This is a genomic window from Pedobacter sp. AC163, assembly GCF_979258665.1.
In genome coordinates, this window is record NZ_OZ409872.1 from 487,875 (window position 1) to 510,576 (window position 22,702).

The 22,702-nt window shown below is 39.7% G+C and carries 12 protein-coding genes; all 12 read right to left on the bottom strand.

The window, feature by feature from the left end; genetic code table 11:
- Positions 1 to 60: 60 nt before the first annotated feature.
- The 12 genes from ACZZZK_RS02075 to ACZZZK_RS02130 all read right to left on the bottom strand — a co-directional run bounded on the left by ACZZZK_RS02075 (position 61) and on the right by ACZZZK_RS02130 (position 22,701).
- On the bottom strand, positions 61 to 729 hold the full coding sequence (locus tag ACZZZK_RS02075) for a DUF3826 domain-containing protein (protein WP_463482631.1): 669 nt from the start codon (positions 727 to 729) through the stop codon (positions 61 to 63).
- A gap of 171 nt (positions 730 to 900) precedes the next feature.
- Entirely contained in the window at positions 901 to 3,639 is a 2,739-nt protein-coding gene (locus ACZZZK_RS02080; protein WP_463482632.1) for an alpha-L-rhamnosidase, read from the bottom strand.
- A gap of 180 nt (positions 3,640 to 3,819) precedes the next feature.
- Entirely contained in the window at positions 3,820 to 6,597 is a 2,778-nt protein-coding gene (locus tag ACZZZK_RS02085) for a glycoside hydrolase family 2 protein (RefSeq protein ID WP_463482633.1), read from the bottom strand.
- Positions 6,597 to 8,006, bottom strand: coding sequence for a sialate O-acetylesterase (locus ACZZZK_RS02090; RefSeq protein ID WP_463482634.1), 1,410 nt, complete (start codon positions 8,004 to 8,006; stop codon positions 6,597 to 6,599). Before ACZZZK_RS02090 ends, ACZZZK_RS02085 begins: the two co-directional genes overlap by 1 nt.
- Before the next feature lie 169 nt (positions 8,007 to 8,175).
- Positions 8,176 to 10,005, bottom strand: a complete 1,830-nt coding sequence (locus tag ACZZZK_RS02095) for a six-hairpin glycosidase (RefSeq protein ID WP_463482635.1) — start codon at positions 10,003 to 10,005, stop codon at positions 8,176 to 8,178.
- A 162-nt stretch (positions 10,006 to 10,167) separates the two neighbouring features.
- A complete protein-coding gene (locus tag ACZZZK_RS02100) occupies positions 10,168 to 11,094 on the bottom strand; it encodes a glycoside hydrolase family 43 protein (protein ID WP_463482636.1) in 927 nt (308 codons plus the stop codon).
- 358 nt (positions 11,095 to 11,452) lie between these two features.
- Positions 11,453 to 12,853 (bottom strand): glycoside hydrolase family 140 protein, encoded by a 1,401-nt coding sequence (locus tag ACZZZK_RS02105; protein WP_463482637.1) that lies wholly within the window; start codon positions 12,851 to 12,853, stop codon positions 11,453 to 11,455.
- A gap of 3 nt (positions 12,854 to 12,856) precedes the next feature.
- Complete coding sequence (locus ACZZZK_RS02110; RefSeq protein WP_463482638.1) at positions 12,857 to 16,009, bottom strand: DUF6298 domain-containing protein; 3,153 nt, start codon at positions 16,007 to 16,009, stop codon at positions 12,857 to 12,859.
- 162 nt (positions 16,010 to 16,171) lie between these two features.
- Positions 16,172 to 17,803 carry a pectate lyase family protein gene (locus ACZZZK_RS02115; protein ID WP_463482639.1) on the bottom strand — a complete coding sequence of 544 codons (1,632 nt, stop codon included), beginning with the start codon at positions 17,801 to 17,803 and terminating at the stop codon, positions 16,172 to 16,174.
- A 1-nt stretch (position 17,804) separates the two neighbouring features.
- Positions 17,805 to 19,460, bottom strand: a complete 1,656-nt coding sequence (locus ACZZZK_RS02120; protein ID WP_463482640.1) for a pectate lyase family protein — start codon at positions 19,458 to 19,460, stop codon at positions 17,805 to 17,807.
- 373 nt (positions 19,461 to 19,833) lie between these two features.
- Positions 19,834 to 20,802 carry a hypothetical protein gene (locus ACZZZK_RS02125; protein ID WP_463482641.1) on the bottom strand — a complete coding sequence of 323 codons (969 nt, stop codon included), beginning with the start codon at positions 20,800 to 20,802 and terminating at the stop codon, positions 19,834 to 19,836.
- Positions 20,803 to 20,844: 42 nt separating this feature from the next.
- A complete protein-coding gene (locus ACZZZK_RS02130) occupies positions 20,845 to 22,701 on the bottom strand; it encodes a RagB/SusD family nutrient uptake outer membrane protein (RefSeq protein WP_463482642.1) in 1,857 nt (618 codons plus the stop codon).
- Position 22,702 lies beyond the last annotated feature (1 nt).

Sequence of the window (22,702 nt, forward strand, 5' to 3'; positions counted from 1 at the left end):
CAGCTACCGTAGTAAGATTGCTTCGTGCCTCGCAATGACGATGAGGTGAAACAATCGCCGTTATTGTTTAGCCTTTTTCGCTTTCTCTTCTTTTATCTTTTTGGTATAGGCGCTGTAAAGGGCTCTCCAACTGCGACCATTATTGTTTAACATTTGCTCTGACTTGGTTTTGTAAATCTCGAAAATGGCAGAAATCTGTTTCATGTTTTTATAATCGACAGCTTGCTCTCTGGCCTGTTTCATAAAAGCCAAAATTTTAGCTTCTTCATCTGCTGTCAAATCCGGAACGATGGCTTTGTAGCCTTTCATGGTAAAATCGACTTTACCAATGGTGTATTTATCTAGAATTACCTCTACTTGTTCTGCAGATAAGTTTTTATTTAAACCATCCATTAAAGATTGGTGAACGGTTGAGGGCATAGCAGAATCGGCGATAATTTGCTTATCAAGATCAGTCAATTTGCTCCCGGTAACCGGATTAATTCCATCCGGAACAGTTGATGAAGGATGGCTGTTATGCCAATCTCTCACAGCCGTTAAGTGAACAGCAATCACATTTTCTACGGCTGTTTTTTTAGCTGCGTCTGTTAGGTTTAATGCTGAAACCCATTCCTTCGCTTTATTTAAAATTTCTTCATTTGCGCTCACATCCTGAGCTTGACTGAGGGAAGTTGCCGTGGTTAACAGCATCAATAACATCATTATTGGTTTTAAAATCTTTCTCATCATTGTATTAATTATGTGTTTCTATTTTTAATTGCTTTATCAACTTAGTAATTACGAGCTAAGAAAATTTTAGCATGGCGATCGTTTTAAGATTGCTTCGTGCCTCGCAATGACGACCTGTTTTTTATTCTCTTACTTCCTATTCTCCACTCTCTATTTCCTATTCCCAATCTCCTACTTCCCATCCACTACAAATTCATAATCACCCGAACCGATCTCATAAACCGCCCGGTTATTTTCCATTTTTATAAATTTCAAATCTTTAATTGATTTAATCTTTTCCGAAACCTCGCTTTTGCTTTTTGCAGGAATATAAACCATAGCCATTGTATTTGGCGGAACGCTTAAATTCCAGGTAAAGGTGTTTCCTGTTTTATTATAACTGCTTTTAATCATGCCATAAATTGAATTATAACTGGCATTTACAGCATTCAGTCCTTCAATCATTTCAGGCTTCATCGTGATCTGTTTAAAAGCAGCACTTTCAGACTTAATTCCAGCAAGGTTTTCATAATACCAAATCAGTAAATCTCCAAGCATCATCACATGATTTTGAGAATTCATTTTTGGATCTGCCGTATTGCCATTCCATAATTCCCAAATCGTTGTGGCGCCATTTTCTACCATGTAACCCCAACTTGGATAGGTTTTTTGGGTAGCAACCGTGTAAGCAAGATCTGGTCTGCCATAGTCATTCAAACAACGCATTAACCATTGAATCCCCACTAAGCCATTGCTTAAATGACCCTTATTGGTCACTTCAACAGTGTGGGTGATATTTTTAAAAACAGTCTCTACCTTATCTTTCGGAACCATACCAAAATAAAGCGGAATGATATTATCGGTCAAAGCATTTGTAGCATAATATCCTTGCTGATTATAATACTTTTCATTGAAAGCATTTTTGATCTTCTCTCCCAGAACTTCGTAGGTCTTTACATCCTCCTCGTTACCAATGGCTTTTCCAAATTGTATCATCAGATTTGTAAAGTGGTAATAATATGCTGTTGAAATCAATTCGGAAGGATATTTTTTATCAGCACTTTTGCCTCGGCCAAATTCAATTGTAACGGGCGGCATACACCAATCGCCATAACTATCTTTGGTTAAAATATAATCTTTCATGTAGCGATCTTGCATGTAAGAAAGCCATTTTTTCATTGCCGGATAATTATCGCGAACCGAAGAAACGTCGCCTGTTTGCTTGTAGAGCATTTCTGTTACCAGGAGCATCGCCCCTGGCCAGGTCATGTTATCGCTGTAATAGCGCCAGAACGCAGGCGCAACATCAGGAATTGCACCATCTTCTTTTTGCGAATTTCTAATATCCTGAAGCCATTTGGCATAAAACCTGCCATTATCAAACAAGAAATTCTCACCATAAGCTACTGCGCCTCTATCCCCCAACCATGGCATACGCTCGTTACGTTGCGGGCAATCAACCGGAATGCCTTTATAGCTGCCGGCAATTCCCCACCAGGCATTTTTGAAAATCTGATTGGTTAAGGCGTTCGAAGTTTCAAAAGTTCCAACTGTTTTCATGTTATCGTAAACCATTTTCCCCACAAAATCGTTCACTGACGGCTGGTAACTATACCCCGAAAGCTCTACAAACCTAAAACCCCTGTAAGTAAAAGTGGGCTCCCAGGTTTCGGTTTCTCCACCCTTTAGAGTATACAAATCTGTACATTTCGCATTGCGAAGATTGGCCGTAAAAAGTTCTCCGTTATCTTGTAACGATTCAGCGAAACGCATTTTAATTTGCTTTCCTCTTGCTCCTTTAACCTTTATTTGCAACCATCCAACCATGTTTTGCCCCATATCAAGAATGTATCTTCCACCAGAGAGTTTCGAAATTGAAACCGGCTTCAAGGTATTCATCACCTTCATATTCTCATTCATTTGAGCCTCAATCACTCCGCTGGGCTCCTGCACAAATTCCGCCTTCAGCCACTTGCTCTCATCAAAACCCACTGTATTCCAACCGACGGCTTCTTTAGTCGCATCATATTCCTCGCCATCGTATTCATTGTTCGTTCTAATTGGACCATCCGCAGTACCTTTCCAGCTATTATCGGTATCAATATTTGCTGTACTTCCATCTGTGTACACAATGTTGATATTCATCAGCATCTTCGGGAAACCAAACGTCTTTATTTTATAAGGTTTCTCATTCTGGCGCATGGCGAAAAAACGTCCGTTACCCAAGATGGCACCAACAGCGTTTTTTCCATTTTTGATGTAACTGGTTACATCGTAGGTATTGTACTTTACATTTTTGGTATAATCGGTTGGCGATGGCGATAATACATCGTTTCCAACTTTTTTTCCGTTGATAAAAAGCTCGTACAAACCTAAACCAATGATAGATGCTGTGGCACTTTTAACCTGCTTTTTATTTTGGAATTCCTTCCTGAAATATCTCGCAGATAAGCGTGAGTCAGTTTTGATATTATCCCACGGAAATGCCCTGTCGAAGCCGATCCATCCTTTCGGCCAATCTTTGTAATACAGCAAGCCCATAGAAAAATAATTTGGTGTTGACCACTCACTTTGACCTGCGCTTGTCCAGACTTTTACCTTCCAAAACGCTTTTAATCTACTTTTTAATGGCGCTCCATTGTACCTTACATGAATTGATTCGGCTGTACTTACTTTCTGCGAATTCCATAGATCACCTTCATTTGCATTTAGTTTTTCTGCTGTTGATGAAACCAATATTTGATAAGCGGTTTGCATCACGTTTCGTTCTTTCGAAATGATATGCCATGCAAAACGCGGCTTTTGCACATCGATTCCAAGTGGGTTTTCGAGCATCTCGCAGGTTGTATTTTGCAAAGAAACTTGAGCCACCACTTTTGTTAATGGTAGTAACCAAATACTGATTATCGCTATGTAGATTTTAATGTTCATTACGCTTCGCGGTTGATTACATCGATTAAGTGATTACACTGATTGTGTTATTGTTTTTTTTAAAATTCGTCATTGCGAAGCTGGGCCTGAGCGAGCTGAAGCAATCTTTTTTACTAATGTTATTGTGCTCCATAATTCCGTTATTGAGATTGCTTCGTCGTGCCTCCTCGCAATGACGGACTACTTCACTGAAAAATCAAAATACAAAGTCATATCCAACGCCCTGCTCTGGTCTTTATCGAAATCGTAAAATACATGTTTCATTCCCATTGGTCCGGTGGTTTCTGGTTTCTGCGTTTTGGTTCCTATTGCCGAAATTCCGTTCATAAAAGAAATGTCGCCATTTGGAAAAGTTGGGCTCATATTATCCCACTCGGTATCTTTCGATTTTTTTGGTGTAAACAACCTTAAAAATACGTCTTCTCTATCTGTTACCACTTTAAAAGATTGTTGTTTTCCAACAAACTCACACCAATACATGTTGGAATAGTAACCTTTAAATTCAGGATATTGCCAGCCAGGTTCACCAGTTGCCGAATTATTATAATCCTTTTTCCAGATACCAAACTGCTGCCCTTTCATCCTGTTTTTCCAAACCCGATAAGGCCCATTGCCTTTATATTCTACACTTTTTATTTCCGTTTCAGGATAAGAAAAGTTTAGTCCAACAAATGTGGTAAAATAGGCCGAAGGAAAATATTTAACTTCCATTTTTAACCATCCAGATGGGTAGATTGTCCATTGTAAAGTATTCCAGCTCTCTTTCTTATCGAATTTAGATGAAATTATGAGATTTTGACCATCCATTTTGGTGGTGAAATTTTTGAAGTTATTTTCAGCTTCCTGCATTACAGGACCATTTGAAAACGGAACTGTTCCATTTGCATTTTTAGCTTGTTGCAATAATCCTGTAGTTTTATTGAAAGTAAAGTCGATGCCATTTGCCGACACCTGATACGAATTTACATCTTCCTTTAAATTTACTTTCGATGGTCCAGTGGTTGTGACCATTTTATCTGCATCAGCCTTTGGTAAGGCAATTGGAAAACTCCAGGTAAATAACTCTTTACCATAAAAATCCTTTATAGTGAGGTAAAGCGCATCAAAAGTTCTCCAGTCTGCAGGAAGATTGATTTGCAATTTTCCTTTTTCAAAAGGTTTAATGTTTGGCGCATCTGCTTTACCGGCCTTAAATTCAGCATCAGTTCCACCAGACTTCAGCATTCTCAATTTCCATTCGTAAGTACATTGATTCAAGTTCGTGAAAGCATAACGGTTCTCCAATAAAAAGGAGCCATCGAAACCAGCGGTCATCTCTCTCTTCTCTACAAAAACAGGACTCCAAACTTCCTTAATGGTAAAGAAACTGCCCTCCTTTTCATGGTAAGGACCAACAATGCCATCGGGGCCGTGATTTCCATCGGTATCCAATTCGCCGTTTTTATCTGTACGAACAACGGCCTGGTCAGCAAAATCCCAAAGAAAACCACCTGCTGAAAGCGGGTTGTTCCACATCGCGTTCCAATAATCTTCTATGCCAGCACCGTGACCGCCATCCCACATACCATGCAAAAATTCAGTTGGCATTAAAATGTTGTGACCATGATCGTAATTTCCTATTCCGTAGTTAAATTCACGATAGTGTGTGGTTTCAAATCCGTTAAATACTTCCCATGGATGGATTAATGGCCGCTTTTGGATGTCTTCTTCAGCAAAAAGATGATCGAGTTCGCGGTTATGGCCACCCTCGTTTCCATTTGCCCAGAATATAATTGATGGATGATTTTCGTCGTTCAGCATCATCTCTTTCATCAATTTTGTGCCTGTTGGCGTGTCGTAAGTGCCGTGCCAGCCAGCCAGTTCATCCATCACAAATAAACCGAGCGAATCGCAAACCTCTAAAAAGTGGCCATCTGGAGGATAATGCGACATGCGCACCGCGTTCATGTTCATTTCTTTCATGAGCTCAACATCAGCTATGCTGATTTTTTCACTTGTTGTTCTGCCTGATGTCGGATAAAATGAATGCCTGTTTACTCCTTTGAATTTTATTTTAACTCCGTTTATATAAACGCCATCACGTTCTTTTACTTCTACTGTTCTGAAACCAATTTTTTTAGAAAGCTGATGGATGACTTTACCTTTTTTAATAAGCGAAAATGTCGCTGTATAAAGGTTTGGAAATTCTGAGGACCAAAGTTCTGGCTGAGAAAACTGATGGTTTAACATCAATTTTTGCGTTCCTTTTTTAACCGAAGTTGTAAACCTGTCACCAAAACGTTTTCCATCTTTAGCAAAAAGCTCTACTTCAACTTTGTCGGCATCACCAGTGAAGGCTACCTGAGTGTTTAAATTTCCGTCTGCTTTGGCATCGATTTGTATTCTTTCAAAATGTGTTTGTGGCAAAGCTTCGAGGTAAACAGGCCTGAAAATCCCGCCGAATATCCAGAAATCGGCTTTACGCTCTGCTTCGTTTACTGATTTATTTGCCGAATGTTTTGAAACCTTCACTTCCAGTAAATTCTCACCATCAGGTTTCAGCAGGTTCGAAATGTTATACCTAAACACATAAAAAGAACCCTGGTGCACAGCTCCTGCTAATTTTCCATTTATTTTAACTTCGGTATCCGTCATCGAACCCTCAAAAACAATATTGATTTGCTGACTCTTCCAGTTGCCCGGAACTTTAAATTTATACTTGTAAAGGCCTTCTTCCTTTCCTTTGTTTTCCTCCTTGTTAAAGCCGTAGTTATATTTACCAAAACCCTGTAATTCCCAATTGGAAGGCACCGGAATGGTTGTCCACTTCCCAGAATTTGCTCCGGCAGTGCAGAAAAAATCCCAGTTCACGGTATCATCATTTCCCGTTCCAGAAAGATATAATTTTTCCGTTTGCTGCGCACTTGCAACACCAAACAACATAATCGAACAAAAGAAAAGTATAAATCTAAGTTTCATTAATTGGTTTTAAATTGACTGGTTAGAGGGTTATCAGTTCTGAAAGGCAGTGCAGGTAAACCATTGCTATATAAATTACCTGTTGGATTTTCTGTCCAATTGTAACGCACTGCTTTTGGATTAGGAATTTCTTTCGAAGAAACAATCACTTTTCCTTCTTTAATATTAGCTTCGGCTGCAACAAATTTTCCATCACTGCCTGCAATGGTAAAACCCGTAATAGTATTGCCTGCAATCGGTTTTAAATAATCAAAGTCCAGAGTAGCGAAATTATTTTTGAAGGCAACGGCTTTATAACGCGGGCCAGAAAAATCAATTTTCTGGTTGTATGTTTTGCCTAAAGCTAAAAGCGCTAAACGCCTTCCCACCTCCCATTTGTAGGTTGGATGCAAATCTGCTCCGTTGTCATTTAAGTCAGATGTTGAAATTATTCCTGTATTTGGCAAACGTAAAACCTGCTGTTGAGCCTCCCAAAAATTAGGCTCCGTATCTGGCGTCAGCACAACTTTATCGCTTTTTTGCTTGCTATAATCGTAAGGTGCAATTTGAACGTAGTAAAATGGCAGTTGCTCACCCCAGGCCTTTCTCCATAAGTTAACCAATGTTTTAAGCTTATAGGAATAACTAATGGTTTCATTTAAAAAGCAGTTGGTTTCTCCCTGGTACCACAAAAATCCGCGGACTTTAAACTTGGTTAATGGCTCAATCATTGGTGTATAAAACTTGCCGGGGTCGTTGCTTACCTTTTGATTTTTGAAATATTCCTCCTGCGCAAAAGCCTCCGGAGAAACCCAGGGTTCAATGGCACTGCCAGAAACAGCAGAAGAAATCATTCCAACCGGAATACCCAATTTCTCTTGGATTTCTTTCGCGAAAAAATAACCTACAGCCGAAAATGCCCTTAAAGCAGAATCTTCTGCAACGGCCCAACTTTTATGAATAGAATCGGGTTTTGTCAACTGCTTGCGGTTGACCAGGAAAATCCTGATCTGTTGATTCTTGGCCTTTTCTACCGCATCTGCAGGAAAACGCAGTTTCTCATTTTTTGGTTTAGGAATTTTCGCCAGTTTACGCATTTGATATTCCATGTTCGATTGACCGGAACATAGCCAAACTTCACCGACTAAAATATTCGTCAACTCAATTTTATTAGCGCCCGAAATCGTCATCCTTTGTGGTTGTGCTGATGTTTTTAATGGCGATAATAACACAGACCAATTCCCATTTTTATCCGTTATGGCTTGCTTTGTTTGTCCTGCAAAATTCACCTCGATTTTTTCATTTGGTGAAGCAAATCCCCAGATGTTGATGGGCTTATCTCGCTGCAAAACCATGTTACTCGATAAAATTTGCGGCAAAAGGATTTTGGCGTTGGCAGAAAAGGAAAGTACAAGGAGACCTAACATCATGAGAGATTGCTTCGTACCTAGCAAAGACGATGTGATAAATCTCATTAATTGTAAGGCGGTCGTCATTGCGAAGCTGGATTGGTGCGAGCTGAAGCAATCTGATTGATCTAATGAGATTGCTTTGTCGTGCCTCCTCGCAATGACGGTGTGTTTATCAATATTTCCCATCCTAAAACCCTTCCGTTTTTAAATATTTAATTGAATAAACGGCTTCTTTCTTCTCAAATTCTCCAGCATTTTTCAAATCGTAAGTCTGGTCGGCAGGTGTATCCACATTTGGAAAGCGACGAACTTCTCCTGTGCGGAAAACAATACGCGAAACATCAACCACCGGCTGAAAGGCTAAACTTAGCGACAATTCCTTTCCATTAACGGTAAGTGAATAAAACCGCGTGTGGGCATCTAACTTCAATTTGATGTCATAGCTTTTTCCAGCTTCATATTTCATGAAGTTTTTGTAGCGAGCACCAGCTTTTCCACTTAAATTTCCGGCGGTATCAAATGTCAGGCGAACACTTGCCGTTCCTTTTGCATCCTGTAATTCGATCTCTAATAAACCGAAGTTATTTTGCTTTGGTGTAACTGAAAATGAAGTAATTATCTTTTTCGATGCAGGGAATAAGCGTTCGGCTTTTGCGTAATCAAAGGGATCTTTATCTTTCAATATCAAAGCGCCATCTTCCACTTTAACCAGTGCCCAAAGCGGACTATAGATATTCCAGTTTTCGAGCAATTTTGCGCTGCCAGTTTTAGCAAAATCATCATTTGCGTGTTCCATAGCCTTATCTTTTACAGGCAGAGGCACCGAAGAAACCCAAATATCTTCTTTATTCATACTATAAGTTACCCATAATTTGCCATCGGCAGGTTTCCCATTGCCTTCGATAATGCCGCGAACATACTGCGGACCATAAGATTTGTAGTTTCCACCGTACCGCATCGGAGTGATTTCGCCATTGATTAAAAGCAAATTGGTATAATCTAAACCATTTTTACTGGTTGATATGGCTAAGGGCCACCGATATTCCGAAGGATTATAAACAGTTGCGTAATTTCCATCAGCAGTTTTTTGACCCCAAATTTTGGCATTGCTGTTTACAAAACCTGGCGCTCGAAAGGCACTCTCAGGCCAGCTCTTCCCGTTGTCAGCGCTAATCGCGGTCAAAGCATTTTTCCATAAACCGACTACTCTTCCGTCAGGTAGATGATAATAACTAAACGCTTTATACTGTTTTTGCAACGTGATTAGCGGGTCTTTCCTATCTGCTTCCTCGTTCCATTGCTGCGTCATCAACTTATTGGCCAGCAACTCTTTGCAAGCTGCAACGAAAGCTTTATTTTTACTCTTTGTAAAGTATGGATATTTGGTGTTTTTCTCTGTATAACCAGGATTGTAGTGAATAAAATAGATGGGACCATATTTTCCATCGGCCTGAATTTCGCGAACTGCTCTACCAATTCCATGGCCATCGTTAGGGTCATCTTTAGCATCAAAACTGATTGCATAAAAACCTAAAACAAGAAATACATTTTTGGTAGAAACATAAAAACCCATGCGCTGATGCATTACTGCATCTAAATCTTTAGCCACATCGGTTCTGCCTTCTTTTGTGGTACCATCTGCAATTCTGTAAATAGGAAAAATTACGTCTGGCTTAGTCCAGGTATAACCATCCGGTGAAGATTGCAATAAAGTTTGCCCTGGCGGAATACTTTCGCCAACCTTATCGCTTAAGTATTCTACATAAAATTTATTGTTCCAATAGGCCAACATTGGGGCATGGTTATACGTCCAGCCAAAATTTTCGGCCAATTCCGGATGTTCTCTATTTGCCCTGAAAGTTTGAATATTATGTACCCCCATTACCGGCGAAAGTTGCCCATGGTGATAATCTGCGTTCACTAAAGTCTTCCCGGTGTAACGTACTGTATCCTGCGCTTGCAATGTTGATGATGCAAGTGCAAGTGATAAGATGATATATAGTCTATTCAATTTCATTCTTCTTTTATTTTGCCGTCGTTGCGAGTTTTCGATTTGTCATCGAAACGAAGCAATCTTACAACGGGTTTTTTCTCGTTTCGAGCCAACGCTTTAAGATTGCTTCGTACCTCGCAAAGACGAATTTTATTTTGGCTGGTGAGATACCAACCGAAAGTCCTTTTATTTTTTCAATCCTTCAATCACTTTCCTTTTTACTTTAATAATGGTTCCATGTTTATGTCCTTCTGGTACCGACACCTCCGAGGTCACATCTTTAAAGTTTTTAAAATCTGATGTTTTGTAAGCTGAATAAATTTTTTGGCCATAAGCATCAAAATAAATCAACCAATCATTTTTCACTTTAACCACTGTTGGTCCTTCGGTTAATTTCGGACTGAAAGTTTCTGAAACATCTTTATACGGACCTAAGGCATCCTGCCCAAAAGCTACTTTTAAATTTCTGTTCGGACGGGTATTATCCTTCAACACCAAAACATAATCTTTTGCGGCCCGTTTCACAATTACCGCATCAATTACACTGAAACCAGGATCTAAAAACAATTTGGGCTTAGAGAAATTGATAAAGTCTTTGGTAGTAATGCTATACATCCGGTGGTTATTCTCTTCTTCCTCAATACCTTTAGCAAAACGGAATGGAATGGTTGATGCCCAGATGATTACAAATTCGGCCTGCTCCTTATCATAAAAAATTTCTGGTGCCCAAACATTTACGGTTTTAGGCTCACTTTCCATTACCGGCAGGAATTTTTGTTCGCTCCAGTTAATCAAATCTTTCGAGCTGGCATAACCAAAACCTTTGTCGCCTTTCCAGCTGCATGTCCAGACCAAATGAAAAATCCCATCTGGTCCTTGAGCAATGGATGGGTCGCGTAAAACTTTCTGTGTGCCAACCGTAGGTCTTAAGAAAGTTTTATTCAAATCTGTCCAATGGTAAGCGTCGTAACTATATAAAAAACGTAAGCCATCAGTTGCGGGTTCATGGAACGAGGTGAATAAATACCCTTGTTTTGAACAAGACGTTACCACGCACAAAGACAGTCCGATGATGGCTAAACGTAATGTTAATATGAACTTTGCTTTAAACATTTATTAATTTTTATTTTAACTCCGTCTTTCCCGCGTAGGCGTGAATCTTAATGCAATGACCAAGTAATGGTTGCTATCGCTTTAAGATTCCCAATCAAATTGGGAATGACGACCGTTCTTATAACCGCCACTTAAATCACCAACTTTGTCAGTCTGAACACAGTGAAAAATTCCGTGCCGCAGAAAACTACCACCAAATACACCGCCGAACCAAAATGGTGGGTTAGGTTTCAGCAGTACTAATCGTTTTCCGATTTTTTGTACCTCAGAATGACAGCAATTTTGAGGATTGCTGGCTCGTGAGATTGCTTCGTGCCTCGCAATGACGGGCATGTTAGCAATAGCAACAAACCAAACTTCAAACCTTATCCAAAACCAAAACCCAATCGTTACCATTTGCAGGCTTTCCTGGCGGATTGAATTCTTTTACTCCCTTATTCTCAAACTCACCAATTGTGGTGAATTTTCCCGTCCGTGGATCATACCATGAAGCCTTCACCTCATCTCCATCTATTTTGCCAAGCTGTACACTAAAAGTTTTACCCGTGTAGATGTAAAACATTGCGTACTCCTCTCCCCGTGTGGCTAAAACTTTGTTGTATTTTTCACCATTGGTTCCTGCAACCATCGTTTGATCAGGTACCCGATCAAAATAAGAACGTGATAACATTAAGTCTTTCAAAAATTTCATTTGCTGAGCTCCCGGGGCATTTATCGCCGTAATCCATTGATCTTTCGGACCGTAAGCAGGTTTCAAATCAGTTTTTTTGTACATCTGCATCACCGAATTATGGCCATAAGTGTAGCCGAAGGCTCCGGCAAAAACCGACCAATAGCCATATCTTCTTACATCAGCGTCGTTCCAGCGTGGCTGGGTAACATCATGCAATCCTTGCGGAATATCTTCGTATGACGGTTCACCATCAATTGTAGGTTTTGCTGGCTTCAGTTTATAATCGCTTTCAATGTATCTCCAGTTGTCTTCGCCATAATGTAATTTTTCTTTTGCTGAGGTATCTTGCTCATAACGGCGATGACCAGATTGAATCATGTCAAAATCATTCCATTTTGCATCGTGAAACCAAGCCGAAGAAGCAGTTCTTCCCCGTGGGTGAAAAGTGATCAAATGGTTTGGATCATTCGCTCGTAGTGTTTCGCCAATCGCATTCCAAACTTTTAAACCGTCAGTTCCCTTAATATCGCCACCATTTAACCAGATAATATTCCACTTATCACGGTATCTTTTTGCTAGGAATTCAGCATACTTTTTTGCCTGAACCTCATTTACTTTTTTCTCTTTCACATTGGTTCCCCAAACCGGTACAAGCGCCATGTAAAGTCCTTTTTCGGCAGCTTTGTCAACAACATAATCAATATGATCCCAATAATCGTAAGCAGTAGAATCTTTATAATCGTTTTGCTCGGTTAAAACTTGTTTAGAAACATCTTTATTCACCAAAGCAGAATCGCCGTAAATATTTTTAGCAGCCACATCATGCAAAACCATCACCTGAATGACATTGAAACCTTTTTGTTTTCTATCTTCCAGGTAAGTATTGGTTTCTTCCCGATTTAAGCGGCTAAATAATAACCAACCCGTATCGCCCAACCAAAAGAAGGGTTTTCCATCGCCGGTAGAAAAATATCTTCCATTTTCAGAAATCAGTAGACTTTTATCACCAAAATGTGGTTTATCCTTGCATCCAAATGCCAGGATTGATACTAAGAAAACCAGAGATAGTTTAAATTTTAAATTCATGTATTAAATTTTATTGATGATGATTACCTCATCGCCCGTTCCAACCTTATTTAGTTTTACCATAGCCCCTGCATTTATTTTTTCTTCTTTCAGGATCTTTCCGTTTCGCGTATTTAAAACTTTCATACTAAACTTCCCAGCCACTTTACTGAGGTCGAGATTGATTGATTCGCCTGATGCATTGTACAAAATGTAGGCTTTGCCTGTATTTTCCAAGCCATATTGCCCGGCAGATTTACCCGCAGGAAGGAATGCTTTCATAGAGGAAGCGGTGCTTAAGAAATTTTTATCAAACCCTTGAATATTGGAAAGAGAACCGCCAGCCATGAAAGTAGCCCAACCAAAAGAATCGTAATTATCGCCTGAATAGATGACAGCTTTCGCTGGAAACTTTTCCTTGTATTCAGAAACTGCATGGTAAACTTCTTCAAACGAAGTTTTCTTTGGTTTCAACAAGCGGGCATGTTGCCTTGGTGCCAAATTAAGGCCGCCTTTAGGTGCATAAGCAGTTCCATCTGCCTGGTAATGCCAATATCTGATATCGATCAAATCGACCACATCCGCCCTTGTCTTATCGGCCAAGATTGCATCCTGAACATCCTTAGTTACACTTAAACCAATAATCGGATGCTTACCGGTTTCCTTTTCCCATTCTTTAATGGTGTCAATCCAGAATTGTACAAAATGTATCGGACCGGTAAATTCTGCACCAATAAGTTGAATTACACCCGAATTTCCATCAAAGTTTTCCAGACATTTTCTGATGTACGCTTTGTGGATCGCTTTGCGATTTTCATTACTGATATCATAAAACTGTTCAGCCATAAAAATTCTTTTGTCGCCTGCATAAGGTACGGGTTCTGGGAACCCAGTATTATTAATGTTGTTGGCCGTACGCCATGGAAAATCGGCATAATGGGCACCTGCTTCAATAATATTATGCTGAAAATAGTTTTGATGAATCAAGACCAGACTTTTTTGATCGGCAAGATTTGCGAAACTTTTTAGCCTGTCCCAATACCAAAGATTATACTTTGTGATGTCGTACTTACTCAAACCGTCCCAAGCCTTTTCCTGTCCGCTACGGGCGAAAGGCAACTCATAAAATGGCGCCCAAACTTCACCGTCCATTCTGCGAATGCGTTCGTGATCATCTCTCCTTCTATCGTACCATAGCCCGTAATTATGATCCAAAACTTTTACAGAACCATTTTGCATGGAGTCTGTGATCTCGTTCAAATCATCGGTAAGGCCATTTCCTTCACGACCAGGAACGAAACGGCTAGCATGGAATTTTGTTTTCTTCAACCCATAAGGGCGGGCACTTCCATTCCACCAGGGTACATCCTGGCGATTGCCCACCACCAATTCGTTACCGCGAACCAGCCAGCCATTTTTGATGGTCATCGCCTCAGCAAGTGTTGGTTGAATTACTTTCTCTACGCCAATTTTATCAATGCTTTTTGCTTGATTTATATCTGTAGAGATTTTATTTCTTTCTGTTGCCGAATCAATATATTGGGAAATAGTTAATGCAGGTTTATAGGCTAACTTGGTTAATTTTTGCGCCATATCAACAGGTGGGCTGCTCGAAGCTTCGGTTTCTACCGGAAGTAAAAATGTCCTTGCCTCAACTTCACTTCCCAATCGATCTCTAAGTTGTGCATAATACAAACTTCTTGGCTGAATTTGTTCATTCGACATGTCCCAATAACCATTTCCAGAAAACTGTGCCCATGTTCCAAACGCCCAGTTCTGTGCGGTTGGTGGCTGAGGATTATCAACCCTTGCTGCACTGCATTGCCAAAAAACGCTATTAGCGGCGCTCCAGCCGGCACCCTGCCCATCCTGACCACGATTTAAATAACTTAAGGCTTGCCCATCGACGTTTACAATATCGAACAAAACGCCGGATGCCCAGCTATCAATTGTACCGCTGAAACTGAAAGGCAAATAAGATTGGCATTGTACGAAAACATTTGGTCCCGGTGCACAAAAGCCAACCGCAAAATCATGATAACCAAACTCAGCATACAGCCTTTGAAAAAGCGTTTGCTGTCCTATAGTTAAAAATGTATTTCTTCTCTCTCCACCGATCTCTGAAATCGGCGCAAATGATTTACAATCTTCAACAGTAATGCGTTTTGAGGTTTCTAACACATTTACCGCTGAGCCAGCGAAGTGTTCAAAAACAACCTGTCGCACCCAGGCATCTTGCGCATTCTCTAGGCAAATCGCCGTCCAGCGATGGTATTCATCTTTAATATTTTCTTTGTGATAATCGGATTCTATTTTTAAATTTTCAACTCCTGCATTGTTGATTCTTCCATTCCATTCATACTTGGAAACGGTTGCCCCCCCAAATTTCGCGTCTAGTGCAGTTGTAAGCGGCGCATCAAGCGTAATTGTAGAACCGTTTATTGCCGTGATCTTTCTATCCCATCGGATATCTCTTGTCCCGGGTTTCCAACCCAAAGCACTCTCGCCACCGCCAAACTCAGCCGTTTTTAAGGTTTCGATCCATTCTTTTGTGGATGGACGATTAATCAGGATCTGATCGCCGACTTTGAAACCATTAATATTGGATAAGGTGACCTGATTTGCATTTACAGGAACATAGTTATTGGTGATGGCCACTGGATTCTGTTCTGACCGATCATTCCTGCCTAATATTCTGATTACCCCGATCCGATCTAATCCAGTTGCAAAAATTTTCGTGCCACCATCGCCAAATCCACTACCACGAAGAACCACACCTGACGCTGAAATTTTGAGTGTGCCAGCCACCTCATAAGTTCCTTTTTCGAGTAAAATAGCCCCACGCAAGCCATCTTTTCCGATAGGTAACTTTGAAACATAATTAATCGCAGATTGAATTCTTATTGTGGCATCGCCCTTCGAAACCGGAACCACTACTTTTATTGTTGCATCTGGAATTGCTTTTTCACCAGCCATGTAACCTGCGTAAGAAAAATCAGGAATGCGATTTCCCTCGGTATCAGGAGTGTAAGCCAATTTACCATCCTTGCTTTTATAAAGCGGTTTGGGTGGTTCAACTGGTTTTGTTTTTTGGGCAAACGAAAAACTGGTAAACAAAAAAAGTAAAGCCAGAATAGACAGTACTTTAGATTTATATATGTGGTTAGTTTTTGGCATTAATGTTATTCTATTTACGCTTATCGTCATTGCGAGGCACGAAGCAATCTTAAAACTTTCGCTATCGCATTAAGATTGCTTCGTGCCTCGCAATGACGACGCGGTTATATATGGTGCTTAGTATTTTTACTTTTCACGCTAAACTCTTCAATTCAACTCCTTTTAAGGCCTTACCTTATTTACATCAACCAAACTATTTAAATACACCTCGATATTGGCATAGCCTGATTTCGAGATTTTTGCTGCGTCACTGGCATCCTTAGGATTCAATCCATTTTTAGTTTCCCAGGCATCTGGAATCCCATCTTTATCCGAATCGAGGTAAGCTTTACCTTTGTATTCGGGATAACCGCCAACTTGTGCAATATCAGAAATAATTCCTTTTTTGTATGAATCAGCTGGCAAGCGGCGTTTAACATAATTTTGAGCAGCGGGAAGTTTTCCATCTTCTACATGTTCAATTTCACCTGTTGCTACCTGTTTAACGATACGCTTGTCTACCGCATCTCGAACAGGTAAAGATGCACCAGCATTTGCCAGAACATAATCATACGCCTTCTTGGTATCGATGATCGAAATTTTTGCCATGGGAAGTGGTTTGTCAGCACGGATAGAATCTAACAACTTCTGCATATCACGTTTGCTTTCTGGCTGAACGCCCCCATCCCAGTTGTTTTTGGTTACTTTTTCATTGCCTTCAACAATATTCCCAGTCACATAAGCCTTGCCAAACTCATTTTTGAACCTGACGTCTCTTCCCGATTCTGGCTTTAAAATGCGATAAGAAATTGGCTGACCTGCAGGCGTTATTGGACCTGGTTTATAATAATTGTTTACAAAACTATAAAATGAAGCATTGTCGCCACCATCGGCACTTCTATTCCACCAGTTAAAAATTACGTTGTTCGCGAAACCAAAATCACCGTACATGCCAACAGAAGGGTTTCTTGCAATATTCGAAGCCCAAAGGTTACGCATGAAGGTAGAATTTAATCCACCAATGGTACTTCCAAAAGCATGATTATAAGTATCTAAGGCTTCAGAAAAGATCGAATTTTGAATGGTTACATTCACCGTTGGCAATTTTTCTGGTTTTGAACCGTCTTTCGGATCATAAACATGGCGGTAAATAGACATGTTTTCATCTAATCCCCAACTTGCTGAAACGTGGTCAATCATGATGTTTCCAACAGGATTGCCGCCGATTGCGTCATCTCTACGGGTAACATCGGTAGCACCGCGGCGGAAACGCATATAACGAATCACGACATCGTGCGTATTAATCCAAACCGATTCGCCAGCGATACAAACCCCATCGCCAGGTGCACTCTGACCAGCAATGGTAATGTATGGCGCCCGAATAATCAGGGGTGTTTTTAATTTGATAATTCCTGCTACGTTAAACACAATAATGCGGGCACCACCTTGTTCGCAAGCTTCACGTAAAGTTCCTTTACCTGAGTCTTCCAGACTGGTCACTACATAAACTTTTCCACCTCGGCCGCCAAAAGAATAAGCTCCACCACCTTCAGCACCTGGAAAAGCAACCATTTTTGCCTGAGGTAAATCACTTGGTTTTGCAGCCCATGGAATATAAGGTTTGCCTTGCTTCGCCTCAGCATCAACGATAGGTTTTACTTTAAGAAACTGTAATTCCGATTGCTCTTCAATACTTTTTAAAAGTGAATCGGCTCTTTTTTCCATTGCTTCGGGTATAACCGGGTATTGCGCAAAAGCAACATTCCCGATACCACATAACACAGCAATGCTAAAAATAGAATTCCACTTATGCATATTAGTTAGGTTTTACGGTTGAAACATTGACAACACTGTTCAAATAAACTTCGATGTTTGAATAGCCACTTTTGGAAATTTTTGCAGCGTCAGATGCATCTTTAGGGTTTAATCCGTTTTTTAATTCGTATGCATCTGGCATACCATCGTTATCAGCATCTTTGTAAGGCGTACCTTTATATTGTGGATAACCACCCACTTGACTGACATCGGTGATAATACCCATTTTGTAAGAATCTTTTGGTAAACGACGGTGTTCAAAATCTTTCTCTGGTAACTTTACCCCTTCAATAAAATCAATTTTACCAGTTGTAACCTGCTTAATTACCCTTGTATCCACCGGATCTCTTTTTGGTAAATTAGCACCAACATGGGTAAGTACGTAATCTTTGGCTTGTAAAGTTGGTAGAATGGTAATTTTTGCCATTGGAAATGGCTTTCTCACCCTCATTGCTGCAAAATATGGAGAAGCCTGCTCAAATGTCATTAGCTCGCCTTTTTTATCTTCAAGCTGCACACCACCATCCCAATTATTTTTAGTTACTTTTTCATTTCCTTCGATAATGTTTCCTTCTACGTAGGCACGGCCGAAAACCACATAAGGCAATTTACTACGACCGCTTTCTGGTTTTAAAATCCGGTAGCTGATCGGTTCTTTTAAATTGGTAACCGGTCCGGGTTTGTAATAGTTATTTACGATATTAAATAACGCAGTGTAATCTCCACCATCTGTAGAGCGGTTATTCCAGTTGAAAACTACATTGTTTGCGAAATTGAAAATTCCATTCCAACCAATTGAAGGATTTCTGGCACCATTATCGGCCCAAAGGTTACGCATAAAAGTACAGTTTTCACCACCTAAGGTACTACCGAAAGCGTGGTTCCAGGTATCCAATGCTTCAGAGAAGATTGAGTTTTGAATAGTGATGTTCACCGTTGCTAATTTGTCCTCGATTTTACCCGTGCTATCATTGTACATGTGGCGGTACATCGACATATTCTCATCTAAACCCCAACTTGCCGAAACGTGGTCAATCATAATGTTACCTACCGGATTTCCACCAATCGCATCATCCCGGCGACCCACGAAAGTTTCACCCCTTCTGAAACGCATGAACCGAACAATTACATCGTGTGTATTTAACCACACCGATTCTCCAGCCACGCAAACGCCATCACCAGGGGCGGTTTGACCTGCAATAGTAATATAAGGTGCACGAATAATTAACGGCGTTTTTAATCGAATGATACCAGCAACGTTGAAAACAACGATACGGGCTCCACCTTGCTCACAGGCATCGCGTAACGAACCCGGACCACTATCGTTCAGATTTTTAACTACAATAACTCTTCCACCGCGACCACCAAAACTGTAAGCGCCACCACCTTCAGCACCCGGGAAGGCAATGATATCCGATTGAGGTAAGTCAGTTGGACGACCAGCCCAAGGAATATAAGGCTTTCCTTGTTTAGCTTCCTGCTCGATAATGGGCTTAGCTTTCTCCCAAGCAACGTCTGATTGATGATAAGCAGCTTTCATCATCGAATCTGATGCTTTTTTAACATCAGCAGGAATGTTGGGGTATTGCGCAAAAGCCGAACCAGCGGAGAGAATTAATGCTGATGAAAATAGTAGGTTAAAAAAGTTTTTTTTCATATTGTTTTGCTCCTAAGAAAAGCAAAGAATTGAAGCTAATATCTTTAACTGAAAAAATATTAATAAACGTGGCTCATTTCTTTGTCAGTTCAAATAAAAAATTTTGGTTAGAAAGTATATTAAAATTTAAAGTTAACCGTAATATGTGGCTGTTTTGTGCAACATTTTGACTTAAAAGTATATCATATTAGCAATAGCTAAAGAATATGCATTTAAACCTGACTGTTATAACTTAGCCACGATACAAGGTAGAAATAATTTTCATATATAAATGTAACATTCTTAAATGAAAAAGGAAGCACTCGCTGCTTCCTTTTTTCAAACCAAATATATATAAAATTATGGCGGTGTTTAGCCGCCAGAAAAGGCATTTTTATCGTTGCACTTTAACACTTACGTTAATGAAAGGTTTCTTCTCAAAATCTAAGGCAACCACATTAATATACATAATTCCATATTTACCTTCCGGAGTTAAAAAAAATACAGCGCTACCGGTATTAAGACCATTGGCTAATGTGGTACCAACAGTAGCATCCAAATTGATAGTTCTTGCTTTAGCTAATGTTTCTACAGTGGAGCCAGATACTGCCCCTGTTAAAAATGCTGTAGCTTGTCCCGTTATAGGTGCGCTAAATTTTGTTGTTCTTTTAGGTGTCCAAGTACTGATATCATAAACACTCAATGGATTTACAGCCACACTCGGAGAATATAAATTATAAGTATACGAAATCGCTGATGGGGTGGAATTTGAGGCTAGTTTTCTATAAACTCCGAAATCAATGTTAGCTGAGTTTGAAGCACCATTAGTATAACTAAAGCTTGAGGCATCTCTTAACGAGAAAAAGCTAGGCAATGACTTTCCTACTGAATCTGGAAGGTAGATGGTTCTATTGGCATAAACCATATAACTTGGATTCACCTCAATAGTTACACTCTTTTTTCCATCACCAATAAAAATCCCCTTTTGATTTAATGCATAAATCCGGTAAGTGGTTTTTCCATCACGAGCCATCGTTAATTTAATGATATCACTAAAACTTCTGCGCTTAGTCGGATCATTGATTGAAATTATGGTACGCTCGGGCGTTTGTGTTCCAGAAGATTTCTCTATGGTATATGAATACATATCCTCAGATGCTGAATTGATAGTGAAATCAATCCAAACCTCATCTTTATCGTTCACCAATTTGTAGTCGGTTACGCAACGGGGATCGCTATTATTATAGGTTACGGTTACATCCGTAAACATGGTAAATATATTTTCTGATTCCTTTTTACATGAAGCAAACAACAATATGCTTAATGCAATAAAGAATAACTTGTGAATATTTTTAGTTTTCATTTTTGAATTTTTAAAACTGATAATGAATTTAATATTTCCTAATTAATCTAATGGATCAAAAGTTCCACCCGGCCAACCGATTGTTGTAGCGATATTGGCACCAAAATTCACAAAATCACTATGGAAAGTGTAGAAATAATGAAACTCTGGAACATTATAAGGCAAATATGTTGCATTGGTCAGAGTAACGGTTCTAAAATATCTATTATAAGTAGTTTTATCGTTAACATTAATGGTTTCTCTAAACATAACGCCGTTCGTAACTGTTTCAAGCGTAGTTTTATCAGCCGCAGATGCCAATTGAATTTCCAATTTTGCCATACTTCCAGTTAACAGGTGCATGGTGCGAGATCTTCTCAAATCAGCATTGCGTTTGTTTTCGAAAGCAAATTCAATTTGTCTTTCATTTAAAATTAAAGTTCGTAAATCAGCAGTACTACCGGCTAAACCTAAGCCATAATCAGCATCTCCAGCCACCACACCCGCTCTAACACGAATTTGTCTAACCAAATCTTTTGCTCCTGCGATATTTCCTGTTTCATTTAAGCAATCGGCATAATTTAGCATTACTTCGGCGAATCTTAATTCAATCCAGTCCATTCCACTACCGCCTAAACCATTATTATAAGCAACTGCGCCAGCAATTAAACCAGGTGTAGTGAAGCGCTTAACATAAACAGCGTTACCATTTGATTCGTTTACTGCGGTATTGTAGGTCCACTGTTTTCTTGTCGCATTTCCACTTAATGGATAAACGCTGCCGTTGTATGCAAAAGTAGCTTCAAATCTCGGGTCTCTATTTTGCCAAAACATAGTTGCATCATAAGGGAAAGCAGTAGAAGTATTTCTAGGTTTACCATCCCTCATTGGGTATGCATCTAACATTTTTGTGGTAGGTGTATAGAATGAGCTATAAGATCCACCTTCAGAACTTGGTCTGTTTCTTGATTCACCATTGTGCCCTCTGGCATTAACTGTACTGGAATAGGTCCTAACCAATATCGCTTCCGAATTTGCAGTTCCTTCAGTACGGAAAATATCAAGATAATTTGGCATTAATCTTTTGCCGGCTGTAACAGCTAAATCATAAGCCTCTTTATTTGCAGTTAAAGCATCTGTCCATCTCGCTGCTTGATAAGGATGTTTAGCATCATTAGTTGGATTAAATTGCGGACTTGCCCAATAAAAAAGAACTTTAGCCTTTAAACAAGCTGCAATCAGTTTGGTAATTTTACCTCTTCCATCTCCATCACCAGGATTAAAGCCTTCCAACATTTGCATAGAAGTATTTAGATCAGAAACGATTGCATCAATACATTCTTTTGCACTCTTTCTACCACCCATGTATACCGAATTTTCCAATTGCTGCTCTAAGATAAGTGGAACACCACCATAAACTTTTACCAATTCAAAATAGGTCATCGCTCTTAAGGCATAATATTGACCTAATAAAATACGCTGTCTATCTGCTGGCATCTTACCCTTCGGTACGTTAGTAATCGCATCATTACATCTGGCAATATCCCAATATTTATTATCGCCCGGATTTCCACGATACTGATTTCCTGTAAATCTTACGTCATTAACTCCTAAAACCCCAACCAAACCCAATGCTGCTTTAGCATTGTCATTACCATCTGGAAAATAACTTTCATCACTTGCTACATGAACACCATAACGATCGGGTAAAACCTGTAATGGAAACCAAGGCATAACAACATCATACACTCTATTTAAGTGCAGTTGAACAGATCCTTCATTATCCCATATTGCAGCATCTATACCTTCGGTATCTGGCAATAAGAAAAATTCATCTTTATTTACACATGCAGGTAAAGCAGCTGCTAATGCAAAAACTAACAATGCTTTATTTATATTATTTTTAATTTGCTTAATCATT